The organism is Mesorhizobium sp. P2_D5, assembly GCF_056404355.1.
Map to the genome: position 1 here is coordinate 856159 of NZ_JBFUEE010000002.1, position 25236 is coordinate 881394.

Below are 25236 nucleotides of genomic sequence, written 5' to 3' on the forward strand. Positions count from 1 at the left end.
TGCTGGTTTGGAAAATCTGGATTTCTTGAGGGGACGACGAATGAGCTCTGTATTGCGTCGTGTTGCTGTGTTTTCTCTGTATAATGAACGCGGCATCGCGGACGAGTATGTCATATTTTTACTGACCAAACTGAGAGAATTGGTTGAAAGAATTGTCGTTGTCTCCAACGGCAATCTTTCAAAACATTCTGAAGTGGCGGTGGCAAAAGTATGTGATCAGCTCCTGATTCGTAAGAACGAGGGATTTGATGTCGGTGGATACAAGGCCGGAATCGAAGCCATCGGCTTTGATGAGCTTTCCAAGTATGACGAACTTATCCTGCTGAACGATACTTGCTACGGACCTCTTTTCCCCTTTTCAGAAATGTTTTCGGAAATGGAAGGGCGGAACACTGATTTCTGGGGCGCTTCTGCCCATCGGGAAATGACGCCAAACCCATTTACCGGAACAGGCCATCTGCCCCGTCATCTCACGGCAAACTTCATTGCAATTCGCAACGAGATGCTGAAGTCTCGCGCCTTCAAAAGATATTGGGAGAACCTGCCGGAGATAAAAACCTACACCGATGCTGTTCTGCTTCATGAGTCGCAGTTTACCAAGCATTTTACAGACCTTGGCTATTCCGCGGAAGCATATGTTGATCCGGATCAGTATGGCTCGCACTATCCGGCGTTCATCAACGTCGACGAAACAATCATCAACCGCTTCCCCCTGCTGAAGCGGCGAACGTTTTTTCACGATCCGACTTTTCTGGAGCACAATGCCGTCGATCTGCCGCGCGCTTTGCGGATACTTAAAGAGACGTCCGACTACGACGTTAATTTGATTTGGCGCAACGTTCTGCGCGTTTCGGAATTGAGGAACCTCAACAGCAACGCGGCGCTGATGAGCGTCCTGCCGGACAAGCGGATCAAGGATGACGACGCTGCTGCCGACTACGGCAAGGTGGCCGTCTGCGCGCATATTTACTACACCGAGTTGCTCGACGAGTTGCTGGCGCTGACCGAGAACATTCCGGTTCCCTATGACTTCATTGCCACCACGAATACGCCGGAAAAGAAGGCCGAGATCGAAGCCGCCTTGGCAAAGCGACCTGGCGTGAAGAAGGCCATCGTCCGCGTTGTCGAGCAGAACCGCGGTCGTGACATGTCGTCGCTTTTCATCTCCTTCCGAGATCTGTTCATCGACGATCGCTATGACCTCGTCTGCCGTTTGCATACAAAAAAATCGCCTCAAGTGCAGTCGTCGAGAGGCAATCTGTTCAAGCGGCACATGCTCGACAATCTGTTGAATACCCGCGGTTACGTGCAGAATGTTTTGGACATGTTTCACGACAATCCTTCAGTCGGCGTCGCCATTCCGCCGATCTTTCATATCTCTTACCCGACCATGGGGCACTCGTGGTTTGTCAACAAGCCAAGGGCCGAGGAAACGGCGCGCCTGTTGAACATCGACGTCAAGTTCGATGACACCACTCCGGTGGCAGCCTATGGCACCATGTTCTGGTTCCGGCCGCGCGCGCTGCGCAAAATGTTCGAACACAAATGGAAATGGGAAGAGTTCAATGCCGAGCCCGATCATATTGACGGAGGCTTGGCTCACGTGCTGGAGCGGCTGATCACCTACTCTGCTCAGGATGCCGGATTTACCACGCAGCACATTATGTGCGCGCATCAGGTGGCGCACAACTACAGCATGCTGGAGTTCAAGATGCAAAGGCTTGTCGGCATGCTGCCACTGCACGACTTCCCGTGGCATGCTCATCTGTTGTCTGAGTGGAAGAACGCCGGTTATCCCTTGGGGGCGTCAACGATGCAGATTCCAATGACGCCAGCGACGCAGACGTCGCTGACGTCAGGGCCGCAGACGTCAGTGAAACACGCTCTGGCCAGACTCAATTTCGCCATCAAGAGCTCTCTGAAGTTCAGATCGCCTATCTTGTTCAGAATACTCAGACCGTTCTATCGCGGCATAAGGGCGGTCCTGAAGCCAATTCTCGGCGTACTTCTGTAGCGAAAAGAGTAGCGCTTTTCCTGCAGCCTACATTGATGCGCACGCTAGGCAATTCACGCCCCGATGTTCCGATCCGCAATAGGGGCACTTGCCAATCTCGGTCTCATTGGCCTGGACATGCAGCAAGTCAATGCCACGCCGCACCTTTTGAATTTCGCGCAATCTTAGAGCGACGGCTGGGGCCGAAGGCGCGGGAACAGATTTGACCGCAGCCAATGGTATGCTGTCCGCCGCCGATAGTTCTCCCGGTGTCGACGGGTGGCGCCGGCCTTGACGTAGCGCCTTTGCCGATGCCCCTCGCAAAGCCGACAGGTTGCGTAGCCGCCTTGTTCCAAGTAGGGGTGCTGCTAAAATCTCCGTGAGGTCCTAAATTGGCAGGCAGGTACAACGCAGCTCCAAATCGGGTGCCCTTCTTGGACGCCTTGCGTGGGCTGGCAGCCATTTGGGTCGTCGTTGTGCACGTAGCGATGCTTCCATCTCCGCGTCTTCAAGTTGCACCGTTTCTCGATCTGTTTGTCGTAAACGGCACCATGGGAGTGGAACTGTTTTTCGTGGTGAGTGCGTTTTCACTCTGCCTCAGTATGCCGGTTCATGATCGGGAAGTTCGACCGATTCTGGGGTTCGCGCTTCGCCGTTTTTTTAGGATTGCTCCCCTATTTTACTTGATGATCCTGGTCATGTGCATTCACAATTTCAGCGGCGTAAAGATCGACGGCAAATCGATCCTATTGAATATGACATTTCTGTTTAATCTGGTTCCAGGCTACCAGACGTCCATTGTTCCGGCGGGTTGGACGGTTGGCGTGGAAATGGTATTTTACATGATATTCCCCTTGTTGTATCGGTTTTCTAAAGGTGTAATTCTATCGGTTTCGGTATTTTTTGTTTCTATATGCATAGCCACCCTTTTCTTTATGAATATAAATTTATTTGTTGCTGATCCATTCAATTACTATCTGTATTCAATTCTTTATCGAGCTCCGATTTTTACATTCGGCCTTATCGCTTTCTATTTGCTGCCGATATTGGAAAAGCGTCCGGAAAGGAAGCAGATAGGGTTGGCCCTACTGACGTTTGTGCCTGTGATGTTTTTTGCAATCACCGCAAATAAGGTTGCGATATTCGACAAGTATTATTGGGAAGGGGTGATGTTTGGTGCGTTGGTGGTCGGGCTCGGCCTTCTCCCCGTTGCTGTCATCGTCAATCCTGTTTCGGCATGGCTGGGGAGAATCAGTTACTCGGTCTATCTGCTTCACAGCATTTTTATCGTCGTGCTCATTCCGACCATGAGGTCGATCCAGGGGATGGTCGAGAGTCCAACGATTGCTTTCATACTCAGTCTGACGATGACTTTAGCCTTGGTGATCCCGTCTGCCTTCCTGCTCAATTATTTCGTTGAAGATCCAGTCAACAAATGGGGCAAGCGCTTTTCGTCTCGGGTCGCCGGCCGCAAAAACGTCGGCGCGCTTGCAACGGGGGAGCCGGTTCTCGCTGAGTCTTCAAGGGGGTAGGCCGCTTGTCCATTCCCAAGGCTTCTTTGGAGGTAACTCCGGTTACCTTCTGCATGGCTTATGTGTGGGGTCATTTGGCACGCCGCATGTCTGCGCCGGACAGGATCGCGTCCCTCCGGCCTTTTTTATCGGCATCGAATGGTCTAATGCGTGCACCTGATGTCCTCTGCAGGATAGCGCCCATATCACGGACTTCGACGAGACGACCCGGAGACATCATCCCTCGATGACGCCTGGGTGGCAGGATGCGGCCAACGCCTCTTTCGGTCCGGTATCGGGGCGCTCCAATTTCAAGTGCTATATGCACCAAAGAGAGATACGTCGATGAGGCGTCTGGCTATCGCATTTTACTACGACCAGCACGGCAAGATAGATGAGTATTATTTTCACCTGATTGCATCGATCAAACCTTTTGTTGAGAAGGTTTTGGTGGTTTGCAACGGTCCGGTGGACAAAGAGGCCGAATCTCGCCTTTCCGAGGCCGCCGACAGCTTCCTGATCAGGGAAAACAAAGGGTTCGATGTGTGGGCCTATCGGACTGCGCTCGAACATATCGGGTGGGACGAACTATCGAACTTCGACGAGATCTTGCTCTTCAACCACACCTTCTACGGGCCGATTTTCCCTTTCTCGGAAATGTTCTCGGAGATGGACCAGCGTCAGTGTGATTTCTGGGGGATCTCCGCTCACGGGGCGATGAGGCCCAATCCGATCGACGTCAGAAAGGCGGAGCTGCCCTTCCATCTCAACTCCCATTTCATCGCGGTGCGGCGGTCCCTGCATCAGTCAAAGGCGTTTCGGGATTATTGGACCAAGATGGGGCCCATCAACTCCTACATGGACTCAATCGCGAAGCATGAGACGGTGTTCACAGGGCATTTCCAGGCCCTGGGCTATGCCTGTTCGGTTTTGCTCGATCCCGCACGATACAAGACGTCATATCCAGTGCTGATGGAGCCGGACAAAACGCTGGAGGATCGCAGCCCGATCCTGAAGAAGCGGCTGTTTTTTCATGACACGCTGTTCCTCGAGCGCGAGGCCATCAATCTGCCGCGCGCGCTGGAGATCATAGAGAACCAATCCGATTATGATCTGTCGCTGATATGGAAGAGCGTTGGCCGCCTGGGCCCGCCTCGTACGCTAAATGGCAACGCTGCGTTGCTCTCCGTCCTGCCGGATGTACAGGTCGGTCCGCAAAGGAACTGGGACGACTATCGGATAGCGGTTCTCGCGCACGTATATCACGTCGACATGATCGACGAGATTCTAGGCTACACCGAAAACGTGCCGAAGGGCTACGACCTGATCATCACGACCGACAATGCAAACAAGCAGGCGTTGATCCAGCAAGCAATCGCAAAGGCGCAGAACGTCGGAAATGCCGTCGTTCTGGTTGTCGAGAACGACGGCAGGGATACCTCCGCTCTCCTCATCGGGTGCCGCGATTACGTGCTCGAAGACCGTTACGACCTGATCTGCCGGATACATTCCAAGCAATCTTCCCAAGACGGCGCCAAGGGGGAACTGTTCAAGCTTCACACCCTTGAAAACCTTCTTCACACGCCTGGATATGTCTCGAATTTGCTTGAGCTTTTTGCCAGAAATCCGGCGCTTGGTCTTGTCATGCCGCCAATGATTCATATCGGCTACCCGACCATTGGAAACTCATGGTTTGGCAACAAGGACAACGTCCAAAAGATAGCCAAACAGCTGGATCTGATCGTGCATCTGGATGCCAATTCGCCCGTGGCGCCTTACGGTGGAATGTACTGGTTTCGTCCTGCCGCTCTCAGCAAGCTTTTCGAACATAAGTGGACCTGGGACGACTTCGCCAACATGGATTATCGGGATGGGAGTTTGGTCCACGCCATAGAGCGGATCATTGCCTATGTCGCGATCGACGCCGGATACACCTTCCGGCATGTGGTGACCGCGAGGAATGCGGCTCACAACTACGTCATGTTGGAAGCCAAATTGCAGGCATTGTTAGCGGACGGAGCGCCAGCGGAATTCGGAAACTTGGGAGTGGCAAGGTCCTTTCGTGGCCTTCTCTTCTCGATCAAGAGATCGATCGTGACCACATCGCCAACTGCGTTCAGGATCCTCAGGCCGATCTACCGCGGTCTGCGAAGGATGATCACGCTTGGTCGCGGCGCGACAAACTAAGCTCACCCCATGGCCAATTCACTCGGGAAAGGCTCCAGGCGACCTAGGTGAATTTCGCTCAGGCGATATCCCATTTGAGGTTTCGGCACCCGAGGATGGGAGGCCAATCAATCGCGAGGCGCTGTTAAGTCAGCGACTCTACCCGGCCAGCTCGAAGCGTCATCTTCTTCGTGCAAACGCGCTGGATGAGCGACTCGTCGTGGCTGGCCAGCACGATGATACCGGCCTTTTCCGCCAACTCGTCCATGCGTCGCTTGGCTTTTTCCTGGAATGACGCGTCGCCGGCGCCGATCCATTCATCCATCAGCAGAATTTCAGGTTCAAGTGCAGTCGCTGCTGCAAATGCCAGCCGTGCCGCCATGCCCTGGCTGTAAGCCTTGAACGGCAGGTCGATGAAATCGCCCAGCTCGCTGAAATCGATTATTTCTTCCATCTTCTCTTCGATCTCGGCCAGCGTCCAACCGCTGATCAGCCCCCTCAGCACGATGTTTCTGCGCCCGGTGGCCTCTGGACGAAACCCTATGCTGATGTTGAACAAGGCATCGACCTTGCCCGCGATCGATATCGTGCCGCCCGATGGCTGGTAGATTCCGTAGAGAACCTTGAGCAGGGTGGTCTTACCGGCGCCATTCGGGCCGACGAGCCCCAGCCGGTCGCCCGCCTTGAGTTCGAAACTGACATCGTCGAGCGCCTGCACGACCTGCTTGGTGCCCGACTTCGATATGTTGCCGCCGAGAGCGCTCCGACGCCGGCCAGGCGCCGAAAGCGTCAACTTTTCGAACAGGCGATAAACGAGGCTGACATTGTTCAGTTTGATGGAGGTCATGGAACTCAGATCAGGAAAACGATGCGCTTGCGATAAAGGCCCAGCAGCAGCAACGCAAGGGCCCAGACGCCGAGACAAACGTAGCCTGTCACCGTCAACGCATGCGTCGGAAAGATGCCCGCCGTGATCGGCTCACGCACGCCCTCCAGGAAGTAGGTGAACGGGTTCCAATGATAGGCGTATTTTTGAACGCCCTCTTGCCCGCTGTAGACCCAGAAGACCGGCGTCAGGAACATGCCCACCCGCATCAGGTTCCCGACGATGAACTCACTATCGGGAAAGAAGGCGCCCAAGAACGCAAAGACCGTGACAAGTGCAGGAGTGGCCACGACGATGAGCAACAGGCCCAGCAACGACAGCAGCCAGTTTGTGTTGATCCCGTAACCGGCCAGCAGCAAAATAAGAACGCAACCCGCCAACGAATAACCAGCCCGGATGATGCATTGCATCGTCAATCGCATCACATACACGAACAATGGCAGCGTCGTGCCTTGAATGAAGCTCGCTTCGCGCTGGAAGAGTGACACGCTCATGGTGATGGTTTCGGTGAGGTAGAACCACACCAGCATGCCGATGGCGACATAGGCTATGTAGCTTGGGTCGCTGGCGTCCTTGGTCACGAAAACGAAGACAAATGTGCCGACGAAAGCAAAATAATTGACCAGCATCCAAAGCGGACCCAGGGTCGTGCGCCGGTGCTGGTCGCCGATGTCCTCATGGGCGAGCGCGACCCAGACCCGGTGCAACCGCACGGCCTTGGAGATATCGTCAAAAGCGCCGTTTAGTGCCGCAATCATCGTTGGGAGTATCGCAATCTGCTTTTTTCCAGCGCTTGGTTTTTCCGGCGCTTCATCGCTTCAAGTCCCGTGACGAACCACCACGGAGCTCTTAATAGCCATTGCGACGTGCTTATGGCAACGCACTGCGTTTTAATGTCGCGAGTTGGGCCTCGGGTCCGATCGCTTGCCCTCGCGCTCTCTTGAAAAAACATCTAGCTATGACTTCGAGGCCGCAGTATGCGATACAACAGGGCAGGGGCCAGGGATAGCACTTTGAAAGAGCGATCGGCCACGAAGCATATTCGTGCTCGCACCTTGGTGATGTTGATGTCCGTGAGCCTGGAGTCTAGTGCAGTCCAATGAATTCTTACCTCGAAGCTGTATTCGGACTCAGGCCGGAAATGCGGCGCGCCTTCATCATGGTCCAGGACGTGGTCATGGTCCTGGTCGCCGTGGCGCTCAGCCTTGTGCTTTCGCGGTCGAATCTTTCGTTCGATCCGCTCTCCAACCAGGGTTTGGGAACCTGGGGGGGCATTGTCGTCATCAGCCACTTCCTGTTCAGATATTGTGGTCTCTACAAGACCGTCTGGCGCTTCGCTTCGACGCCCGACTTTTTCAATATCCTGAAGAGCTGCGCAATTTTGACGTTGGCTCTGTACGCCACGTCAATGTTGGCTCGTTCCTTCCAGCCTGTGCAGGGGCTCAACGAGCGCCAGTTCATCGTCTTCTTCCTCGTCTCCTTCACGATCATATCGGCGCCCCGGCTGTTCTACCGCTTCCTGCGTGACGGCGCGAGCTGGGGCATTCTGAGCACCAAGACCGGCAAGACGCAGGCCAAGCAGGCGTTGTTCGTTGGCCGACTCGGGGAAGCCGACCTGATCATTCGCTTCACGCGCACGGCGGAGCCGGCGGACTATTCCATCGCCGGGATCATGGCGACCGAGCGCGGCGTACAATTGGGCACGCGGATTCAAGGCGTTCCCGTGGTGGCGAATCGGCCGCGGCTGATCGACGTCCTGGAAGACTATGCGACAGGCACCGAAAGCCTGGACTTGCTGATTTTCGGCAGTGGCGCCGAGCACGAGATCGAGGAGTATTCGGAACTGGTCCGCGTCGCCCGGCATGGCGACATAAGTGTGGTGCAGTTCTCCGGTCTTTCGGAACTGGAACAGCAGGGAAAACTGGTTCTCGACGCGGTCGAGATGGAAACGATCCTACGCCGCCCGACAGTGCCTTCCGATGTCGAGCGTATCGGGACCTTTATTGGCGGCAAGCGCGTTCTGGTGACGGGCGGTGCCGGGTCGATCGGCCGAACGTTGGTCAAACGGTCGTTGGAACTGGGGGCGGAGGCGGTGCTCGTCGCCGACAACTCCGAGTTCGGCATCTTCCAGTTGAGCCAGTACATTGACGAGAAGGACCACGACCGCCTCAAGGTCCGCATCGTCGATGTCGCGGATCGGCGCCAGATAACGCGTGTCGTCACGGAATTCAGACCGGACATCGTCTTTCACGCCGCGGCGCTCAAGCATGTTCCGCTGCTCGAGGAAAACTGGGATTCGGCCATCCAGACCAATGTCTTCGGTACGCTTGTCTGTGCTGAAGTCGCCGCCAAATGCGGGGTTGCCCAGTTTGTCCTGATATCGAGCGACAAGGCGGTGGATCCCTCATCGGTGCTCGGCGTGACAAAGCGGGCTGCCGAACAGATCATCAGCGCCTTGCATGGGCCCCCCACAAGCGAGCCGGGCGCGCGTCGATTGGTCACCAAGTTCGTGGCCGTTCGCTTCGGCAATGTCTTCGGCAGCAACGGTTCGGTGGCGACCATATTCCAGGCGCAGATCGAGGCCGGAGGGCCGGTCACCATCACGGACCGGCGCATGACACGCTATTTCATGACAGTGGCCGAAGCCGTCGATCTCGTCATCATGTCGGCCGCCGATGCCGCATCGCGGCAAAGCGGGGACGATTATGCCGTCTATATGCTCGACATGGGCAAGCCGGTGCCGATCCTTGAAGTGGCCGAAACAATGATCCGCCTGTCCGGGAAGAGCCCCTACACGGACATCCCGATCCGGTTCACCGGTATAAGGCCGGGCGAGAAACTTCACGAAATGCTGCATGGCGAGGATGAGGAACTCGTCGAACTCGGCATTTCGAAGATCTTCGGCCTGAGCACGGATGTCGTGGAATGGTCGGATGTCCAGGCCGCGCTGACAGCGCTGCAGCAGTCGGTCAAGAACCAGGACAAGGATGCCGCGCTCGCCGTGCTGGCAGGCCTTGACCAGGCCAAGAAGGCCAGGGGGAGCATCCATCAGGCCGTGATCCCGAAAACGGCCCGCCAAGCGACCTAACCCGATCTAGAATCGATCTTGATCGTGGATTGGACGAACCTAGAGCAATTCCAGGAAAAGTGTGAAAACGGTTTTCCGTCCGGAATTGCGTCAAAACAAAGAGATAGAGCAATTCCAGGAAAAAGTGTGAAAACGGCTTTCCGTCCGGAATTGCGTCGAAACAAGGAATTGAGCGGTTCTGCGTTTCCGTGAAACGATGAACCGCTCTAGCCATTCCCAGGCATTTGCAGGGTGTTTGAAGCTCGTGAGCAAAGAAGATCCGCGCATCGCAGTCCTGATGGGCACGAAAGACGGCGCCGCCTTCATCGATGAGCAACTGCAATCCGTGCTCGCGCAGTCGCACCCTCTGATCGACCTGTGGATCTCCGACGATGGCTCCGTCGATGACACGATTGCCATCATCGAGACGTGGAAATCCCGCTGGCCCAAGGGTCGAGTGACCCTGGTGGAGGGGCCGCGGCAAGGGTTCGCCCCCAATTTCCGGTCGATGATCCTTGATCGGCGTATCGATGCGGACTGCTATGCCTTCTGTGACCAGGACGATATCTGGGAGCCCGACCGGCTGGAGAGCGCTGTCCGCTGGATGCAGGCTTATGACGCAAAAATCCCGCTGATGTTTTGCTCGCGAACCGCGACCATGACCGAATCCGGAAGCCTCGTCGGCCATTCGCCGCTGTTTCGCCGGTCGCCATCCTTTCGCAACGCGCTTGTGCAAAGCATCGCCGGCGGCAACACCATCCTGCTCAACGCCGCGGCCCGCGACCTGCTGGCCAGGGCCTCAGCGCAAACCGAGTTCGTCAGCCACGACTGGTGGGCCTATCTCATCGTGACCGCCGCCGGCGGCATCGTCCGCTACGATCCACGGCCGCTGGTGCGCTACCGCCAGCATGCGGCAAACCTGGTTGGCGCCAACGTGTCGTGGAGGGCGAGGATTTCCCGGCTTGGCCGTCTGTTCAAGGGCGACTTTGCCGGCTGGACGGATCGCAATCTTGACGGACTTGCCGTCAACCGCGACCTGCTGACCGAGGATGCAGCGGCGTGCGTCGATCTGTTCACAAAAGGGCGGCAGGGCAATCTTTTCCAGCGTTTGGGCGGCTTGCGCAAAAGCGGTGTCTATCGGCAGACACTTGCCGGCACCCTGGGGCTCTATCTCGCATTTATCCTCGGACGCATCTGAGCATCGAACGGTTGCATGGTGTGCTTGGCCAGGAGATGACCTCATGCTACGTCGACCGTATTGACGGGCTTCGTCTGCGGCGTTGTCTCGGGGCTTTGGCAGGGAGCGCTATCGGCCGTTCATGAAGGCAACCAAGCAAATCTTCGATCTTGCCGGCGCGGCTCTGCTGCTGGTGGTCACATCGCCTGTTCTGGTGCTCGCCTTCCTTGCTGTTCGCGCATCATCACCCGGTCCGGCCATTTTTTCGCAGACGCGGGTCGGTCGCGACGGCCTGCTTTTTCGCTGTCACAAATTGCGCACGATGTATGTTGGAACGCCGTCATTGCCCACGCACGAGGCGCCTACGAACTCCGTCACCTCGGTTGGCAAGGTCTTGCGGAAGTTCAAACTCGACGAACTACCCCAGTTCTGGAACGTTCTGAAGGGCGAGATGAGCCTGGTTGGGCCGCGTCCCTGTCTGCCGACGCAAACGGAATTGATCGAGTGTCGAAGGCGACTAGGGGTCTTGGTGGCACTTCCGGGCATAACGGGTCTGGCCCAGATCAGGGGCATCGACATGTCGAACCCCGAGCTTTTGGCCAAAACCGATGCCGCCTATCTCAGCACGGCATCGTTCTGGCTCGACCTTCGGATCCTGTTTGGGACGCTCTATCGAAGCTGAGCAGGCCATGATCCCAAAAACCGAAGCCGGTTTTGGGAAGAGGTCATGGTCAAGCGAGAGGTCGACGTTCACGGAGCCGCGCCAGGTCGGCCAGCCGCTCCAGCGTACCGGTTTCCGGTGCCCAGCCCTGCGATATCAGCAGCGAAGGATCGCATATCTGCGTCGCGGTCATGCTGTCCCAAAACGCCCGCTTGCCTAGCACGGATGCGGCCGGCTGCATCATGCCGGCCGGCACCGTGATCAGGCGCGTCGGCCGTCCGAAACCCCTGCGAAAGGCGGCAATGATGGCAGCGAGTGTGACCGGTGGCACATCGGCGCCGACATAGATCGGGTGAAGCGGTTCCGAATGGCTCAGCAGGTGTGACACCGCTCGCGCCGCGGCTTCGGAGGACATCAGCGAGCGGATTCCCGCCAAGGCGCCTGTCGGCAGCGGCAGCGCCGTATCGGCCAGGCGCATCAGCGTCGCCAGGTTTCCCCTCATGCCGCTTCCATAGACCGGAGGCAGGCGCAACACGACGGCATCGGAACGGCCGTGCGACGCATAGGCGTTGAGAACCTTGATTTCGGCTTCGCGCTTCGAGCGTCCATAGACGCATTGCGGGGCAGGAAGCGTGTTCTCGTCGATCGTTGCGCTGGCGCGAGCGCCGATCACGGCCCGGATCGAGGAGAGGTGGATGAAACGTCCACTAGCCTGCGCGGCCGCTGCCTGCGCCAGCCGCGCGCTCAATTCCACATTGGCCGCCCGATAATCGGCTTCGGTGGCGTCGCCCTGACCATTGTTGAGGCCGGCGCAATGGACGACATGGGTCACATCCCTGGTCAGCGCCAGGAAGGCCGCGGCCGGCGCATCGAAACCGGGCATCGCCACAGCTTCGCTTCCCGAACCCAGCCTCTCCGGGTGACGGGAGGCGAGGCGAAGCTCGGCGCCGGCGTCGCGAAGGTGGTGCACGACAAGACGTCCGATGAAACCCGTCGCACCTGTCACCAAGACTTTCATTGCCTTGCTCGCGACAGCTCTTGGGTGGCTGGTGGAAGCGCCTGCCCTTCCATCTCTGGTGGAAGTGCTTGCCCTTCCGCCAACGGAGCCTGACGTCCGGAGGCAAGATACGTCCCGCACACCAGGAAGACCATCAGCACCGAGTCCAGAATGTCATGGCCGATCAGGATGCCTGTCATCCCGGCTGTGAGATAGGTGATCACGACGATGACAATCATGGTCGCGCCGAACCGCTCGACCGGATCGCTGCTGTCTCGCAAGACCTGGACGGCATTTCCAGCAGCAAAGACGAAGATCGCCGCCAGCGTCATGGCGCCCAGAATTCCTGCTTGTACCAAGGCGGTCAGGAAGCCGTTGTGGAAATGGTTGAAGCCTGTGTCCATTGCGAACTGGTCATGAAAGCCCTGCTTGATCAGAAGCTGGCTCGCGCCCACACCATGTCCAAACACCGGCATGTCATGGAATGCCTTGAGGCCGATGTCCCAAAGGGCAACACGTATTCCCAACGAGGTGTCGTAGTTGTCGTGGGTCCCAAGCGCATCCCAATCGGAGCGCAGAAAGTCGACGCGCCCGGATATCGCCTGGGAGCCGAAAGCCGCGATCACGACACCGACTGCCGTCAGCAGCAGCAGCACGCGAACGGCATTCCTGCCTCTGAGCCTCTGATGGTTGATCAAAAGAACGGCGATGCCGGCAATCAGCAGCGCCAGCCAGACAATACGCGAACCGGAATAGATGATGGCGATCGTCCCGGCCAGTGCGGCGTAGAAGAGGGGGTTCCGGGCTCGCTCTATGCCTGACAAGGCACCGGCCATGCAGACCGCCACGGCAAGGCAGACGACGGTTGCGAAGACGATCGGATTGCCGGCCCCGCCCTCGGCCCTGACCCCAATCCAGTATTGCTGGATGACGGCCATCAGCAGCGCGACAAAACAGGCGGCCATGCTGCTGAGCACGATAGTACGGGCAAGCGTGGCTTTCTGCGTGATGCTCCAGGTCGAATAGGAGATTGGGAAAAACAGGAAGGTAACGAGCGGGATCAGATGTGGCGCATCTCTGACCAACGCGTTGTTGACGATCGAAGCCATGAGATTGGCTGCGCAATAGGCATAGATCGCGACCGTCAGCCAGATCATGGGCCGGTCGATGTTGAAGCGCCTTTTCCCGGCGGCAATCAGCGCGAGGGAGGCGAGGGCTCCGCCATTGAACACAAAACTGACCAACGATCCCAGAACCGGTGGAAAAAAGAAGCAAAGGATGGAGAAGTAGACATTCACCCGCGAGGCAGTGAATTGCTGTCTTATCGATGAAAACCGGTTCAATGCTCTACGTCACAATTCTCTGGGAGCGATAGGTGTCGTCGGCGGCAACGGATATCGCCTCGAAATAGCACGTGTTCCATCATGCGTCGTGCTCGTCTTCAGCAGCCGGTATAGCGGCTTGGCCCTTTTTTCGATAGTGCGGCAGGTGGGATTGCCGCCAGAAATCGATGGCCACCGATGGTGGCCTGGCTGAGGCTCTCACGTGGCAATTTGCATGTTCAGTCAGGCAATATTTTCCCTCGCTTTTCCTAGCGGCTCGCCCTGTGAGCAGGAATTTCCGGGTTTTGCCGCGCCCATGGAAAATTCATTCCCGAACCGTGCGCCGCGGGGCCAGTCCAGCATTGTTCTCTCCAACGGCGATCTGCTAGAACGCCGGCACGAAAGAGATTATCCAGAAGCAAGGCTTGAACCGGGCGCAAAAAGCCCGATGATTTGAGGCAAGGTCTTCTGTCGGAAGGCACGAAAGAACGCTTACAGTCCATGACCATTGCGCTTACGCATCTTCAACGGCTTGAAGCCGAGTCCATCCATATCTTCCGCGAGGTTGCGGCTGCCTTCGCCAAGCCTGTCATGCTCTATTCCGTTGGCAAGGACTCTTCGGTGCTGATGCATCTGGCGATGAAGGCGTTTTATCCCGCCAAGCCGCCATTCCCTTTCCTCCACGTCGACACGACATGGAAGTTCCGCGAGATGATCGCCTTTCGCGATCAGATGGCGCAGAAACTCGGTTTCGATCTGCTGGTTCATGTCAATGAAGACGGCGTGCGCGATAACATCAATCCGTTCGATCACGGTTCGAACACCCACACCCATGTGATGAAGACCGTGGCGTTGCGCCAGGCGCTCGACAAATACGGTTTCGACGCTGCCTTTGGCGGCGCCCGCCGCGACGAGGAGAAATCGCGCGCCAAGGAGCGCATATTCTCCTTCCGCAATGCGCAGCATGTGTGGGACCCGAAGAACCAGCGGCCCGAGATGTGGAAGATATTCAACACCCGCATCGCATCGGGTGAATCGATCCGCGTCTTCCCGCTGTCGAATTGGACCGAGCTCGACATCTGGCAGTATATTCTGCAGGAAAACATCCCGATCGTGCCGCTCTATTTCGCCAAGCAGCGGCCGGTGGTCGAGCGCGACGGCATGCTGATCCTGCGGGACGACGAGCGCATGAAACTGCGTCCCGGCGAGACGGTGGAGAACCGGCTTGTTCGGTTCCGCACGCTCGGCTGCTATCCGCTGACCGGCGCCATCGAATCGGATGCCGACACGCTGGAAGCCATCGTCGGCGAAATGCTGACCGCGCGCACCTCCGAACGGCAGGGTCGCCTGATCGACCGCGATGAAGCCGGCTCTATGGAAAAGAAGAAGCGCGAGGGGTATTTCTGACCATGCGCCACATCATGGCAAAGAGCCTCGCACCCACCGACGGCGTCCGCGACTACCTGGCGGCGCAGGAGAAGAAGTCGCTGCTGCGTTTCCTGACCTGCGGTTCGGTCGATGACGGCAAGTCGACGCTGATCGGGCGCCTGCTGTCGGACACCAAGCAGATTTTCGAAGACCAGCTCGCCGCGCTCGAACGCGATTCGCGCAAACACGGCACGACCGGCGACGACATCGATTTCGCCCTCCTGGTTGATGGTCTCGAGGCCGAGCGCGAGCAAGGCATCACCATCGACGTCGCCTACCGCTTCTTCGCCACGCCGAAACGCAAGTTCATCGTTGCCGACACGCCCGGCCACGAACAATACACGCGCAACATGGCGACCGGCGCCTCGACCGCCGACCTGGCGATCGTGCTGATCGATGCCCGGCAAGGGGTATTGCCGCAGACGAGACGTCACTCGATCATCGCCTCGCTGCTCGGCATCCGGCACATCGTGCTGGCGGTCAACAAGATCGATCTCGTCGGGTTCGACCAGGCGGTCTTCGAACGCATCACCGAGGCCTACGGGCAATTCTCGCGCGATCTCGGCTTCCAGACCATCGTGCCGATCCCGATGTCAGCCCGCTACGGCGACAACGTCACCAGCCGCTCGGACAGCATGGCATGGTATTCTGGTCCGACGCTGATCGAGCATCTCGAGACCGTCTCGGTCGAGGAAGCGGTGGTCGAACTGCCGTTCCGTTTCCCGGTCCAGTATGTCAACCGCCCCAATCTCGACTTTCGCGGCTTTGCCGGCACGATCGCGTCCGGTTCGGTTGCACCCGGTGACGAGGTCGTCGTCGCCAAGTCCGGCAAATCCTCGCGCGTCAAGCGGATCGTCTCCTATGGCGGCGACCTGGCCCAGGCGGCCGCCGGCCAGGCCATAACGCTCGTCCTTGACGACGAGGTCGAGATCTCGCGCGGCAACATGCTGGTTTCGCCGGCCGCACGGCCGCAGGTCGCCGACCAGTTCGCCGCCAACATCGTCTGGTTCGACGAGCATGCGCTGCTGCCCGGCCGCTCCTACATCCTGCGCACCGAGACCGATCAGACCAGCGCCACCGTCACCGACCTGAAGTACCGGATCAACGTCAACGACTTCGCCCATGAGGCGGCCAAGTCGCTTGACATGAACGAAGTCGGCATCTGCAACATCTCGACGCGGACGCCGATCGCCTTCGATACCTTCGCCGAGAACCGCACCACCGGCGCCTTCATCCTGATCGACCGCATCAGCAACGCCACGGTCGGCGCCGGCATGATCCTGCACTCGCTGCGCCGGGCCGAGAACATCCATTGGCAATCGCTCGATGTCGGCAAGCGCGTCCGTGCCGACATGAAGAACCAGCGGCCCGCGGTGTTCTGGTTCACCGGACTGTCGGGCTCCGGCAAGTCGACCATCGCCAACCTGTTCGAAAAGAAGCTGTTCGCCACCGGCCGCCATACCTATATCCTGGATGGCGACAACGTCCGTCATGGTCTCAACCGCGATCTTGGTTTCACCGACGCCGATCGTGTCGAGAACATCCGCCGCGTCGCCGAAGTGGCGCGTTTGATGGCCGATGCCGGATTGATTGTCATTGTCTCGTTCATTTCGCCGTTCAGCGCCGAGCGGCGCATGGCGCGCGAATTGATGGCCGACGGCGAATTCATCGAGGTGTTTGTCGACACGCCCTTCGAGGAATGCGCCAGGCGCGATCCGAAGGGCCTCTATGCCCGCGCGCTGAATGGCGAGATCAAGAACTTCACTGGCGTGGATTCACCCTACGAAGCGCCGGAAAAACCGGAAATCCATCTGCAGACGCTCGGCAAATCGGCCGAACAGATGGTAGACGCCCTGGAACACTGGCTGAACGAGCGCGACATTGCCGAAGACCAATACGACAACGGCGGCGGCATCTGACGACAGGCTGATGCTCGAAATCTTCGAGCGGCTGGCCCTGGCCGCCGGCCGCGAGGTCATGCGTGTCTTCCATGCCGGCTGCGCGGTCGACCGCAAGTCCGACGCCTCGCCGGTGACCGAGGCGGACCGTGAGAGCGAGAAGATCATTCTCGCCGGGCTGCGCGCCGCATTTCCCGACATCCCGTGCGTGGCCGAGGAGGAAGCATCCGCCGGCATAGTGCCGCCGGACCTGCATGGCGCCTTCTTTCTTATCGATCCGCTCGACGGCACCAAGGAATTCGTCAACCGCCGTACAGATTTCACCGTCAACATCGCGCTGGTCCGCCATGGCGTACCGGAAGTCGGTGTCGTCTTCGCTCCATGCAGCGGCCGTTTTTTTTCGGGCCGGCCTGGCAGGGCGGAAGCGATCGAGGTCGACAACGACTACCGGATCACAGGCCGCCGGCCGATCTCGGTGCGGACGGCCGTGGAACCATTGGCCGTCGTCGCCAGCCGCTCCCACAACACGCCGGAAACCGAGGCCTATATTCGCGACCTCGGTGCTGCCGAGATCGTCTCGGTCGGCTCGTCCTTGAAGTTCTGCCTTCTTGCCAGCGCCGAAGCGGATGTCTATCCGCGCTTCGGCCGCACCATGGAATGGGACACGGCGGCGGGCGATGCCGTGCTGCGCGCGGCCGGCGGCATGACGCGCACGCTGGACGGCCAGCCCCTGGTCTACGGCAAGCGCAAGCAGAGCGATGACGAGGATTTCGCCAATCCGCATTTCATTGCCAGTGGCAGGGTTGGCGCCAGCAGCAGGGCAGGCGAGGCCAGCCGCAACTGAGGCGGGCCGGCAGCTTACTCGGCTGCGGCCTGCGCCGAATTCGAGCCGATATAGTTGCGGATCGTCTCGATGATCCGGTCTTGGTCGGCTTCGCCGAGATAGGGGTGCATCGGCAGGCACAGGATCCGCTTCGGCAGGTCCTCCGACACGGCAAGGCCGGTCGGCGTGCGCGGGTAGTCGCGATAGGCGACTTGGGTATGCAGCGGCTTCACATAATAGATGACCGACGGAATGCCCTTTTCGCCGAGATGCGCCTTCAGCCCGTCACGCTTGGGCGTCTCGATCGCATACTGTGCCCAGGCCGACCGGCTGCCGTCCAGATTGCGGGCCGCGGTGACGATATCGCCAAGCCCTTCGGCGTAGCGGTTGGCCACCACCTGGCGGGCCACCATCTCGTCTTCGAGGATGGCCAGCTTCTCGATCAGGATCGCCGCCTGTAGGGTGTCGAGCCGCGAATTGATGCCGACACGGACATTGTCGTACTGCGTCTCGCCCTTGCCGTGGAAGGCGAACGACCTGAGCTGTTCGGCCAGCGCATCGTCATTGGTGAACATCGCGCCGCCGTCGCCATAGCAGCCGAGCGGCTTTGCCGGGTAGAAGCTGGTCGAGCCAACCGCGCCGAACGAGCCGCACATCTTGCCGTCGCTTGACCCGCCCATCGACTGGGCGGCATCCTCGATCACCATCAGCCCTTCGCGGTTGGCGATCGCCATGATGGCATCGTAGTCGGCGGCAAGGCCGAACAGGTCGACGGGAATAATCGCCTTAGGCTTCAGCCGGCCTTCCTTCTTGATCATGGCGATGGCTGCCTCGAGGCTGGCAATGTCGATGTTGTAGCTATGCGGGTCGACATCGACGAACACCGGCTCCGCCTTGGCCAAGGCCACCACTTCGGCGGTGGCGGCGAAAGTGAAGCTTGGCACGAACACCGCATCACCCGGGCCGACGCCGGCCGCAAACAGCGGCAACAGCAGCGCATCGGTGCCGTTGGCGCAGGCCACGACATGCTTGGTGCCGACATAGGCGGCGAGCTTGTTCTCGAATTCGGTGACTTGCGGGCCGAGTATATAGCGGCCTTCTTCGACGACACGGTCGATCGCGGCCTTCAGCCGGTCGCGGATTCGTTCGCGCTGCGCGCCAAGATCGATGAACTGCATGTCGGCCTCAAAACGGGTTAGCCAGATAACCGGCCGCTGGTATCAGAGTTGTGCCGGGCGAGAAAGCCGCAGCAGCAAAACCGCGAATTGCGCAAGTGTCGCAGTCTGTTACCTGTATTTTCCGGCGTGTTCTTCGCGATATGCCGGAAATCCGGCCTTCGTCGGGCCCGATCCTACCTTGATAATCCCTGAGATCGGCCCTGCGAAACATAAAGTGATCGAGAAGCCCGATCTGTCTTGAGCCCTTCGAGACCTGGTCAGGCGATCTCATGCCGCCAGGGCGGATTGGCGCCAGCCCGCGAGACGGTCACGGCCGCCGCCTTGTTGCCAAGCGCCAGTGCCTTGCCGATGGCGTCCTGCGAAAGGCCGGCGATTGCTGTCTTTGTCAGCAGGCCTTGTTCCTGCAGCGAAGCGAGGATGCCGGCATTGAACGTGTCGCCGGCGCCGACCGTGTCGACCACCTTGACCTTCTCCGTCATCACCGTCACGGCGTGTTCCTTGGTGTAGCCTATGGCGCCTTCGCTGCCATGCGTGACGACGATCAGCTTCGGGCCGCGGTCGAGCCAGTTGCGGATAACATCCTCGTGCGAGCCAGCTTCGCCGAACCAGTTCAGGTCTTCATCCGACAGTTTCACGATATCGGCCATCGCCATCATGGCGCGGATGCGCCTGAGGTGCTTGGCCTTGTCAGGGATGAAGTTCGGCCTGATGTTGGGGTCGAGCATCATGACGCGGCTGTCATGCTCGCGCTTCATGAACTCCTCATAGGCACTGCCGGCTGGCTCGGAGATCAGGCTGATGGCGCCAAACAGCATGGCCTCGATCTCGTTGCCGAGCTGCGGCAGGTCGTCGACGGTCAGCATGCGGCCGGCGGTGTTTTCATCATAGAATGTGTAGGTCGCCTGGCCGTTGTCCAGCTTGACGAAAGCAAGCGTCGTTGGCCGTGGTGACGTGTGCGCATAGGTGGAGCTGACCTTGCTCGCCCCAAGCGCATCCCTGAACTGACCGCCGAACAAATCCGACGACAGGCCGGAAAAGAACCCGGCCGGCGCGCCCAGCCGCCCGAGCGCGATGGCCGTGTTGAACACGGCGCCGCCGACATAGGGGGCAAAGGCCGGCTCGCCGTTGGTCGTCGTGCGCGGCAGCATGTCGATGAGGGCTTCGCCGCAGCAAAGGATCATGGCTTCCTGGTCTCCGGCGGATAGATCACGCCCTTGCGGATGATGATGTTGGCGTAGAGCCGAGGCTCGCTTGTCGCGACGATGGCATGCGCCGATTTGACCCGTGCATAGAAGTCGGCGCCGGCCAGCGCAACCACCTTGCGACCGGGCGCGCGTTTTGCGCACAGCGCCTCGATCTCGTGATGCACGGGATCGGCAAGCGAGGGATCTCCCTTGACCGAGGCGCGAAACAGCGCCTCTGGCACGGCATCGTCGACCGGCAGCACGCTCAAGATCGCGTCGAGCACCGGCAGGAGATGATGACCATCGGCTCGGATGAGCCGGTTGGCCTGCTCTTCTGCCGGATAGTTTCCGTCGACAATCGCGATCTCGTCGCCATGGCCCATGGCGCGCAATGTCGCCAGAAGCTCCGGACCAAGCAGCGCCGGGATTCCGATCAGCATCAGGCACTCCTGGAAATCGTCGTCGAACCAATCAGGAAGCGTTCGGAGAGCGGCAGGCTGGCGCCGCCGAGCGCCCGGGCGTGGATGCCGACGGTTCCCTCGCGGACGGCAGGAAGCTTCAGGCCTTCTCCGTCGATCGTGGCGATGGCCGCGATGATGGCGTCGACCAGCCGGCGGCGCACTGCCGTCGGCATCCATCCGTCGATCACCGCTGCCTCGAAATCGATGACCGAGGATGCTGCAACGATGGCATAGGCGAGCGCCCGCGAGGCGCTGGCAATCCAGTCATCGAGTTCGGGGCCGATCTCGCCCCAGTCTTCCGGCGACGTCCACAGATGCGAAGCCTCGACGCCGCGCGCATTGAGCGCCTTTTCGAGCATGGCGATGGACGCCACATCGATCAGCTGGGTCGGCTTGCCATCCGTCCCCGGCACGGGCATCGAGCCGAGTGCTCCGGCATTGCCGGTTGGCCCGCCGAAAAGCCGGCCATTCAGCACGATGCCGCCACCGGCAAAGGCGCCGATGTAGAAATAAACGAAGTCGCGCGCAGCACCGGTCTGGCCGAAGACGAGTTCAGCGCCGCAGGCCGAAGTCGCATCGTTCTGCAGGTAAACCGGAAAATCGCACTGTGCCTGGATGTCCGCCCTGATGTCGCGATGACGCCATTCGTCCATGGCATCGCGCGGCGCGCCTGCGGTATCGGCCCAGTTCCACAATTCGAACGGCATGGCGATGCCCAGACCGGCGATGCGCTTGTCCTGCGCGGGCGTCAGCTCGCCACGCATCTTCTTCATGCCGGTGGTGACGAACTCCACGGTCTCGCGTGGCGCCGGGTAGCGGTAGGAATGCTGCAGCATCGAACGGACTTGGCCAAGGAAGTCGATCAGCACGAGTTCGGCGCTGCGGCGGCCGATCTTCAGGCCAATGAAGTAGGCGCCGTCGGGGTTGAGCGCCATCGGGATCGAGGGTTGGCCGATCTTGCCGCGCAGCGGCGCCTGCCGCAGCAGAAGGCCTTCTTCCTCCAGTTCGCGCATGATGACCGAAACCGTCTGCGCCGAAAGCCCGGTCATGCGGGCGATGTCGGACTTCGCCAGGCTGCCGTGCTGGCGCACCAGCGAGAGCACCAACCGCTCGTTGTGGTCCCGCATGCCGCTCTGGTTGGTGCCACGGTGCAGACGGCTCTCGGCTGCCTCAGGCGAACCGTGCCTCGCAATGCCGGTCTCCACCTTTGTTCCTCCCGTCGTTTCCCCTCACTGCTTTTGGGTCAGAATGGGTGAATGGCGCAAGGCTGTCAATAATAAATAAGAGTGATTTAATTATTGACAGCAATCGTCGACTGGTGTCTGTTGCGATAAGGCGTCCATGCTGGGAGAATGTCGTGGATGCCATGGAGGCCGGTTGGCCGGCACCCGAAAATGCATCATTGGGAGGAAGTCATGGGTAAATGGAATATCATGAAGGCGGCTGTTGCCGGCCTTGCCTTTTACGGCGCGATGGCAGGCGCCTCGTATGCGGCCGATACCGTCGGCCTGATTACCAAGACCGAAACCAATCCGTTCTTTGTGAAAATGCGTGAGGGCGCTCAGGCCAAGGCTAAGGAACTTGGCGTTACCCTGATCGCCGCCGCCGGCAAGTTCGACGGCGACAATGACGGCCAGGTGGCGGCGATCGAGAACCTTATCTCGGCCGGCGCAAAGGGTTTTGCCATCGTGCCGAGCGACTCGAAGGCGATTGTGCCGACCATCAAGAAGGCGCGCGACGCAGGCCTCAAGGTGATTGTGCTCGATACGCCGCTCGATCCGATGGACGCTGCGGACGCGACCTTTGCGACCGATAACCGCAAGGCCGGCATGCTGATCGGTCAGTGGGCTGCCAAGACCCTGGGCGACAAGGCAGCGGACGCCAAGATCGTATTTCTCGATCTCGCGACCAACCAGCCGACCGTCGATTTTCTGCGCGATCAGGGCTTCATGCAGGGCTTCGGGATCGACGTGAAGGATCCCAACAAATACGGCGACGAAGACGACAAGCGTATCTGCGATCACGAAATCAGCCAAGGGGACCAGGAGAAGGGCCGCACGGCGATGGAGAACGCGCTGCAGAAGTGCCCGGATGTAAACGTGGTCTACACAATCAACGAGCCCGCCGCGGCCGGTGCGTGGGAAGCGCTCAAGGCAGTAGGCAAGGATGACGGCAGCGTGATGATCGTTTCGATCGACGGTGGTTGCCCTGGCGTGAAGAACGTTCAGGCAGGCGTAATCGGTGCGACCAGCCAGCAGTATCCGCTGAAGATGGCGGCGATGGCGCTAGAGGCGATCGTCTCGGGCAAGATTCCGGATATCGACCCGAAGATGGGCTTCCTTGACACCGGTGCGCAACTCATCACAGCCAAGCCGGTTGAGGGCGTGACGTCGATTTCGGTCGAGGAAGGCCTGAAGCTCTGCTGGGGCTGAGCGCCTTTCAACATCATTCCATGAAGACTATTGTCCAGAACTCAAAGGGGGCGCACGTGGCGCCCCCTGACAGCGAGGCGTTGGGGAGGATTGCCTGATGAGCGACGATACCGCGGGTTCGGTCACCGCCGAACGCGGGCTGAAGGGTGCCACTGAAGCCCTGGCCAGTTTTGATGAGTCGGATGCCGGCGCGATCCGCCGCCTCCAGGCCTTCCTTCATCAATTTCCCACGTCCATTCCTTTTTTCGTTCTGCTGTTGGGTGTGGTCATCTTTTCGATTGCAGCGCCGGACAAGTTTTTTGCTCCGTTCAACTTTTCGTTGGTGCTGCAGCAGGTGACGATCATCGCTGTGCTCGGTGTGGCGCAGACGCTGATAATCCTTACGGCCGGAATCGACCTGTCCGTCGGCGCTATCATGATCCTGTGCTCGGTGGTGATGGGGCGGACCGCGGTCGTCTACGGCGTTCCGGTATTGATCGCATTTCCGCTCGGGTTGCTCTGCGGTCTGGCATGCGGCGTCGTCAACGGCCTGATCGTGACGATGCTGCGCTTGCCGCCCTTTATTGTCACGCTTGGCACCTGGAGCATTTTTGGCGCGCTGAACGTTTGGTATTCCCAGAGCGAAACCATTCGCCAGCAGGACATGGAGGCGGCGGCGCCATTCCTGCAGTGGACGGGTACGATCTTCAAACCTTATGATTTCTTCTCAAAAACGCTCGGGCTCGACTGGACCTTTTTGAAAGGCTGGGTGCTGACCTATGGTTCGCTGGTCATGTTGATCCTGGCGTTCGTTATTTGGTACGTGCTGAACAGAACGGCGTTGGGTCGACACATCTACGCCACTGGTGATGATCCGGATGCAGCCAGACTGGCCGGTATCAACACCAAACGGACCCTGATCGCCGTGTACGGGCTCGCCGGTTTCATCTGCGCGATCGCCGCCTGGGTGCTGATCGGGCGCATCGGTGGCGTAAGCCCGCAGGCAGGCCAGACCGCAAACCTCGACTCCATCACCGCTGTCGTGATCGGCGGCACCTCCCTGTTTGGCGGCCGCGGCTCGATCGTTGGAACGCTGATCGGCGCCTTGATCGTCGGCGTTTTCCGCAACGGCCTTGCGCTTTCCGGGCTTGAGTTGCTGTGGCAGGACTTCGCCGTGGGCGTGCTGATCATCGTTGCTGTCACCATCGACCAATGGATCAGGAGAATTTCGGCATGAACGACACTCCGGTCCTTCAAGCTAGAGGCCTCAACAAGCGCTACGGCAGGGTTGTTGCCCTCGACAATGCCGATTTCGACCTGTTGCCAGGCGAAATCCTCGCTGTCATCGGCGACAACGGTGCCGGCAAGTCGACGCTGGTCAAGGCGCTATGTGGGGCGGTCATTCCGGACTCAGGCACGATCGAACTCAATGGCCAGCCGGTGCATTTCCGCTCACCGATCGAGGCGCGTGTGGCCGGCATCGAGACCGTCTACCAGAACCTTGCGCTGTCCCCGGCGTTATCGATCGCCGACAATATGTTTCTCGGCCGCGAGATCCGCAAACCGGGCTTTGTCGGACAGTGGCTGCGAAGGCTCGACCGCTCGGCGATGCAGAAGATCGCCCGTGAAAAGCTCTCCGAACTGGGGCTGATGACCATCCAGAACATCAACCAGCCCGTCGAAACGCTCTCCGGCGGTCAGCGCCAGGGCGTTGCGGTGGCGCGCGCCGCCGCTTTTGGCAGCCGCGTCGTCATCATGGACGAGCCGACCGCCGCCCTCGGCGTCAAGGAAAGCCGCCGTGTGCTTGAGTTGATGCTTGACGTGAAGAGGCGCGGGCTGCCGATCGTGCTCATCTCGCACAACATGCCGCATGTCTTCGAGGTCGCCGACCGCATCCACATCCACCGCCTGGGCCGTCGCCTCTGCGTCATCGATCCCAAGCAATATACGATGTCGGATGCCGTGGCCTTCATGACGGGAGCCAAGGTTCCGCCGGAGGCGGCACTGGCGGCCTGAACTGTCAAATTGCCGCAGGGTAACTCCGCGCGGGTTCATCTAAATCGATTGAACATG

Annotated in this window: 21 protein-coding genes; 13 read left to right on the top strand and 8 right to left on the bottom strand. The window is 59.3% G+C overall.

What is annotated here, in order from left to right; all coding sequences use genetic code 11:
- Nucleotides 1–40: 40 nt before the first annotated feature.
- The 3 genes from AC1DYW_RS10865 to AC1DYW_RS10875 all read left to right on the top strand — a co-directional run bounded on the left by AC1DYW_RS10865 (nt 41) and on the right by AC1DYW_RS10875 (nt 5691).
- Entirely contained in the window at nt 41–2014 is a 1974-nt protein-coding gene (locus AC1DYW_RS10865) for a rhamnan synthesis F family protein (RefSeq protein WP_477226136.1), read from the top strand.
- A 413-nt stretch (nt 2015–2427) separates the two neighbouring features.
- Entirely contained in the window at nt 2428–3525 is a 1098-nt protein-coding gene (locus AC1DYW_RS10870) for an acyltransferase family protein (protein ID WP_477226137.1), read from the top strand.
- A 324-nt stretch (nt 3526–3849) separates the two neighbouring features.
- Complete coding sequence (locus AC1DYW_RS10875; RefSeq protein WP_477226138.1) at nt 3850–5691, top strand: rhamnan synthesis F family protein; 1842 nt, start codon at nt 3850–3852, stop codon at nt 5689–5691.
- A gap of 124 nt (nt 5692–5815) precedes the next feature.
- On the opposite strand, the gene AC1DYW_RS10880 is transcribed toward AC1DYW_RS10875, so the two are convergent.
- Complete coding sequence (locus AC1DYW_RS10880) at nt 5816–6388, bottom strand: ABC transporter ATP-binding protein (protein WP_477226139.1); 573 nt, start codon at nt 6386–6388, stop codon at nt 5816–5818.
- A 134-nt stretch (nt 6389–6522) separates the two neighbouring features.
- The gene (locus tag AC1DYW_RS10885; protein ID WP_477226140.1) at nt 6523–7314 is read right to left on the bottom strand and encodes an ABC transporter permease; all 792 of its coding nucleotides are present in this window, start codon (nt 7312–7314) and stop codon (nt 6523–6525) included.
- 341 nt (nt 7315–7655) lie between these two features.
- Between AC1DYW_RS10885 and AC1DYW_RS10890 the strand changes: the two genes are divergently transcribed.
- The 3 genes from AC1DYW_RS10890 to AC1DYW_RS10900 all read left to right on the top strand — a co-directional run bounded on the left by AC1DYW_RS10890 (nt 7656) and on the right by AC1DYW_RS10900 (nt 11482).
- Complete coding sequence (locus AC1DYW_RS10890) at nt 7656–9644, top strand: SDR family NAD(P)-dependent oxidoreductase (protein WP_477226141.1); 1989 nt, start codon at nt 7656–7658, stop codon at nt 9642–9644.
- 244 nt (nt 9645–9888) lie between these two features.
- Nucleotides 9889–10821, top strand: a complete 933-nt coding sequence (locus AC1DYW_RS10895; protein WP_477226142.1) for a glycosyltransferase family 2 protein — start codon at nt 9889–9891, stop codon at nt 10819–10821.
- Between the two features lie 121 nt (nt 10822–10942).
- Nucleotides 10943–11482: a sugar transferase gene (locus AC1DYW_RS10900; RefSeq protein WP_457151340.1), complete on the top strand. Its 540-nt coding sequence runs from the start codon at nt 10943–10945 to the stop codon at nt 11480–11482.
- 49 nt (nt 11483–11531) lie between these two features.
- Here the strand turns inward: AC1DYW_RS10900 and AC1DYW_RS10905 are convergent, their stop codons facing one another.
- Both AC1DYW_RS10905 and AC1DYW_RS10910 read right to left on the bottom strand, forming a co-directional pair.
- Nucleotides 11532–12479, bottom strand: a complete 948-nt coding sequence (locus AC1DYW_RS10905) for an NAD-dependent epimerase/dehydratase family protein (RefSeq protein WP_477226143.1) — start codon at nt 12477–12479, stop codon at nt 11532–11534.
- Nucleotides 12476–13801 carry an O-antigen ligase family protein gene (locus AC1DYW_RS10910; protein WP_477226144.1) on the bottom strand — a complete coding sequence of 442 codons (1326 nt, stop codon included), beginning with the start codon at nt 13799–13801 and terminating at the stop codon, nt 12476–12478. Before AC1DYW_RS10910 ends, AC1DYW_RS10905 begins: the two co-directional genes overlap by 4 nt.
- A 214-nt stretch (nt 13802–14015) precedes the next feature.
- Here AC1DYW_RS10910 and AC1DYW_RS10915 point away from each other — a divergent pair, with 214 nt between their 5' ends.
- From AC1DYW_RS10915 to cysQ, 4 genes are read left to right on the top strand one after another with little or no spacing between them, the layout of a single operon-like run.
- Nucleotides 14016–14237 (top strand): hypothetical protein, encoded by a 222-nt coding sequence (locus AC1DYW_RS10915; RefSeq protein WP_477226145.1) that lies wholly within the window; start codon nt 14016–14018, stop codon nt 14235–14237.
- Nucleotides 14238–14281: 44 nt separating this feature from the next.
- Nucleotides 14282–15187 (top strand): sulfate adenylyltransferase subunit CysD, encoded by a 906-nt coding sequence (gene cysD / locus AC1DYW_RS10920; RefSeq protein WP_095089719.1) that lies wholly within the window; start codon nt 14282–14284, stop codon nt 15185–15187.
- A gap of 2 nt (nt 15188–15189) precedes the next feature.
- Nucleotides 15190–17127: a sulfate adenylyltransferase subunit CysN gene (cysN, locus tag AC1DYW_RS10925; protein WP_457151336.1), complete on the top strand. Its 1938-nt coding sequence runs from the start codon at nt 15190–15192 to the stop codon at nt 17125–17127.
- A gap of 10 nt (nt 17128–17137) precedes the next feature.
- On the top strand, nt 17138–17950 hold the full coding sequence (gene cysQ / locus AC1DYW_RS10930; RefSeq protein WP_477226434.1) for a 3'(2'),5'-bisphosphate nucleotidase CysQ: 813 nt from the start codon (nt 17138–17140) through the stop codon (nt 17948–17950).
- Between the two features lie 14 nt (nt 17951–17964).
- On the opposite strand, the gene AC1DYW_RS10935 is transcribed toward cysQ, so the two are convergent.
- The 4 genes from AC1DYW_RS10935 to AC1DYW_RS10950 form a co-directional block, all read right to left on the bottom strand.
- Nucleotides 17965–19107 (bottom strand): DegT/DnrJ/EryC1/StrS family aminotransferase, encoded by a 1143-nt coding sequence (locus AC1DYW_RS10935; protein ID WP_477226146.1) that lies wholly within the window; start codon nt 19105–19107, stop codon nt 17965–17967.
- A 257-nt stretch (nt 19108–19364) separates the two neighbouring features.
- Nucleotides 19365–20288, bottom strand: a complete 924-nt coding sequence (locus tag AC1DYW_RS10940) for a carbohydrate kinase family protein (RefSeq protein WP_477226147.1) — start codon at nt 20286–20288, stop codon at nt 19365–19367.
- Entirely contained in the window at nt 20285–20731 is a 447-nt protein-coding gene (locus tag AC1DYW_RS10945) for an RbsD/FucU family protein (RefSeq protein WP_095089731.1), read from the bottom strand. Before AC1DYW_RS10945 ends, AC1DYW_RS10940 begins: the two co-directional genes overlap by 4 nt.
- Nucleotides 20731–21957: an ROK family transcriptional regulator gene (locus tag AC1DYW_RS10950; protein ID WP_477226148.1), complete on the bottom strand. Its 1227-nt coding sequence runs from the start codon at nt 21955–21957 to the stop codon at nt 20731–20733. Before AC1DYW_RS10950 ends, AC1DYW_RS10945 begins: the two co-directional genes overlap by 1 nt.
- A 210-nt stretch (nt 21958–22167) precedes the next feature.
- Between AC1DYW_RS10950 and AC1DYW_RS10955 the strand changes: the two genes are divergently transcribed.
- The 3 genes from AC1DYW_RS10955 to AC1DYW_RS10965 all read left to right on the top strand — a co-directional run bounded on the left by AC1DYW_RS10955 (nt 22168) and on the right by AC1DYW_RS10965 (nt 25179).
- On the top strand, nt 22168–23184 hold the full coding sequence (locus tag AC1DYW_RS10955; RefSeq protein WP_457151332.1) for a substrate-binding domain-containing protein: 1017 nt from the start codon (nt 22168–22170) through the stop codon (nt 23182–23184).
- A 97-nt stretch (nt 23185–23281) separates the two neighbouring features.
- Nucleotides 23282–24400, top strand: coding sequence for an ABC transporter permease (locus AC1DYW_RS10960; protein WP_095089737.1), 1119 nt, complete (start codon nt 23282–23284; stop codon nt 24398–24400).
- Nucleotides 24376–25179 carry an ATP-binding cassette domain-containing protein gene (locus tag AC1DYW_RS10965; RefSeq protein WP_477226149.1) on the top strand — a complete coding sequence of 268 codons (804 nt, stop codon included), beginning with the start codon at nt 24376–24378 and terminating at the stop codon, nt 25177–25179. Before AC1DYW_RS10960 ends, AC1DYW_RS10965 begins: the two co-directional genes overlap by 25 nt.
- The last annotated feature ends 57 nt before the right edge of the window (nt 25180–25236 follow it).

Coding starts and splice junctions, on each gene's coding strand:
- AC1DYW_RS10875 (WP_477226138.1), top strand. CDS start 3,850: ATGAGGCGTCTGGCTATCGCATTTTACTACGACCAGCACGGCAAGATA.
- AC1DYW_RS10955 (WP_457151332.1), top strand. CDS start 22,168: ATGGGTAAATGGAATATCATGAAGGCGGCTGTTGCCGGCCTTGCCTTT.
- AC1DYW_RS10905 (WP_477226143.1), bottom strand. CDS start 12,479: ATGAAAGTCTTGGTGACAGGTGCGACGGGTTTCATCGGACGTCTTGTC.
- AC1DYW_RS10940 (WP_477226147.1), bottom strand. CDS start 20,288: ATGATCCTTTGCTGCGGCGAAGCCCTCATCGACATGCTGCCGCGCACG.
- AC1DYW_RS10915 (WP_477226145.1), top strand. CDS start 14,016: ATGTTCAGTCAGGCAATATTTTCCCTCGCTTTTCCTAGCGGCTCGCCC.
- AC1DYW_RS10965 (WP_477226149.1), top strand. CDS start 24,376: ATGGATCAGGAGAATTTCGGCATGAACGACACTCCGGTCCTTCAAGCT.
- AC1DYW_RS10885 (WP_477226140.1), bottom strand. CDS start 7,314: ATGATTGCGGCACTAAACGGCGCTTTTGACGATATCTCCAAGGCCGTG.
- AC1DYW_RS10890 (WP_477226141.1), top strand. CDS start 7,656: ATGAATTCTTACCTCGAAGCTGTATTCGGACTCAGGCCGGAAATGCGG.
- cysQ (WP_477226434.1), top strand. CDS start 17,138: ATGCTCGAAATCTTCGAGCGGCTGGCCCTGGCCGCCGGCCGCGAGGTC.
- cysN (WP_457151336.1), top strand. CDS start 15,190: ATGCGCCACATCATGGCAAAGAGCCTCGCACCCACCGACGGCGTCCGC.
- AC1DYW_RS10960 (WP_095089737.1), top strand. CDS start 23,282: ATGAGCGACGATACCGCGGGTTCGGTCACCGCCGAACGCGGGCTGAAG.
- AC1DYW_RS10900 (WP_457151340.1), top strand. CDS start 10,943: ATGAAGGCAACCAAGCAAATCTTCGATCTTGCCGGCGCGGCTCTGCTG.
- AC1DYW_RS10945 (WP_095089731.1), bottom strand. CDS start 20,731: ATGCTGATCGGAATCCCGGCGCTGCTTGGTCCGGAGCTTCTGGCGACA.
- AC1DYW_RS10865 (WP_477226136.1), top strand. CDS start 41: ATGAGCTCTGTATTGCGTCGTGTTGCTGTGTTTTCTCTGTATAATGAA.
- cysD (WP_095089719.1), top strand. CDS start 14,282: ATGACCATTGCGCTTACGCATCTTCAACGGCTTGAAGCCGAGTCCATC.
- AC1DYW_RS10935 (WP_477226146.1), bottom strand. CDS start 19,107: ATGCAGTTCATCGATCTTGGCGCGCAGCGCGAACGAATCCGCGACCGG.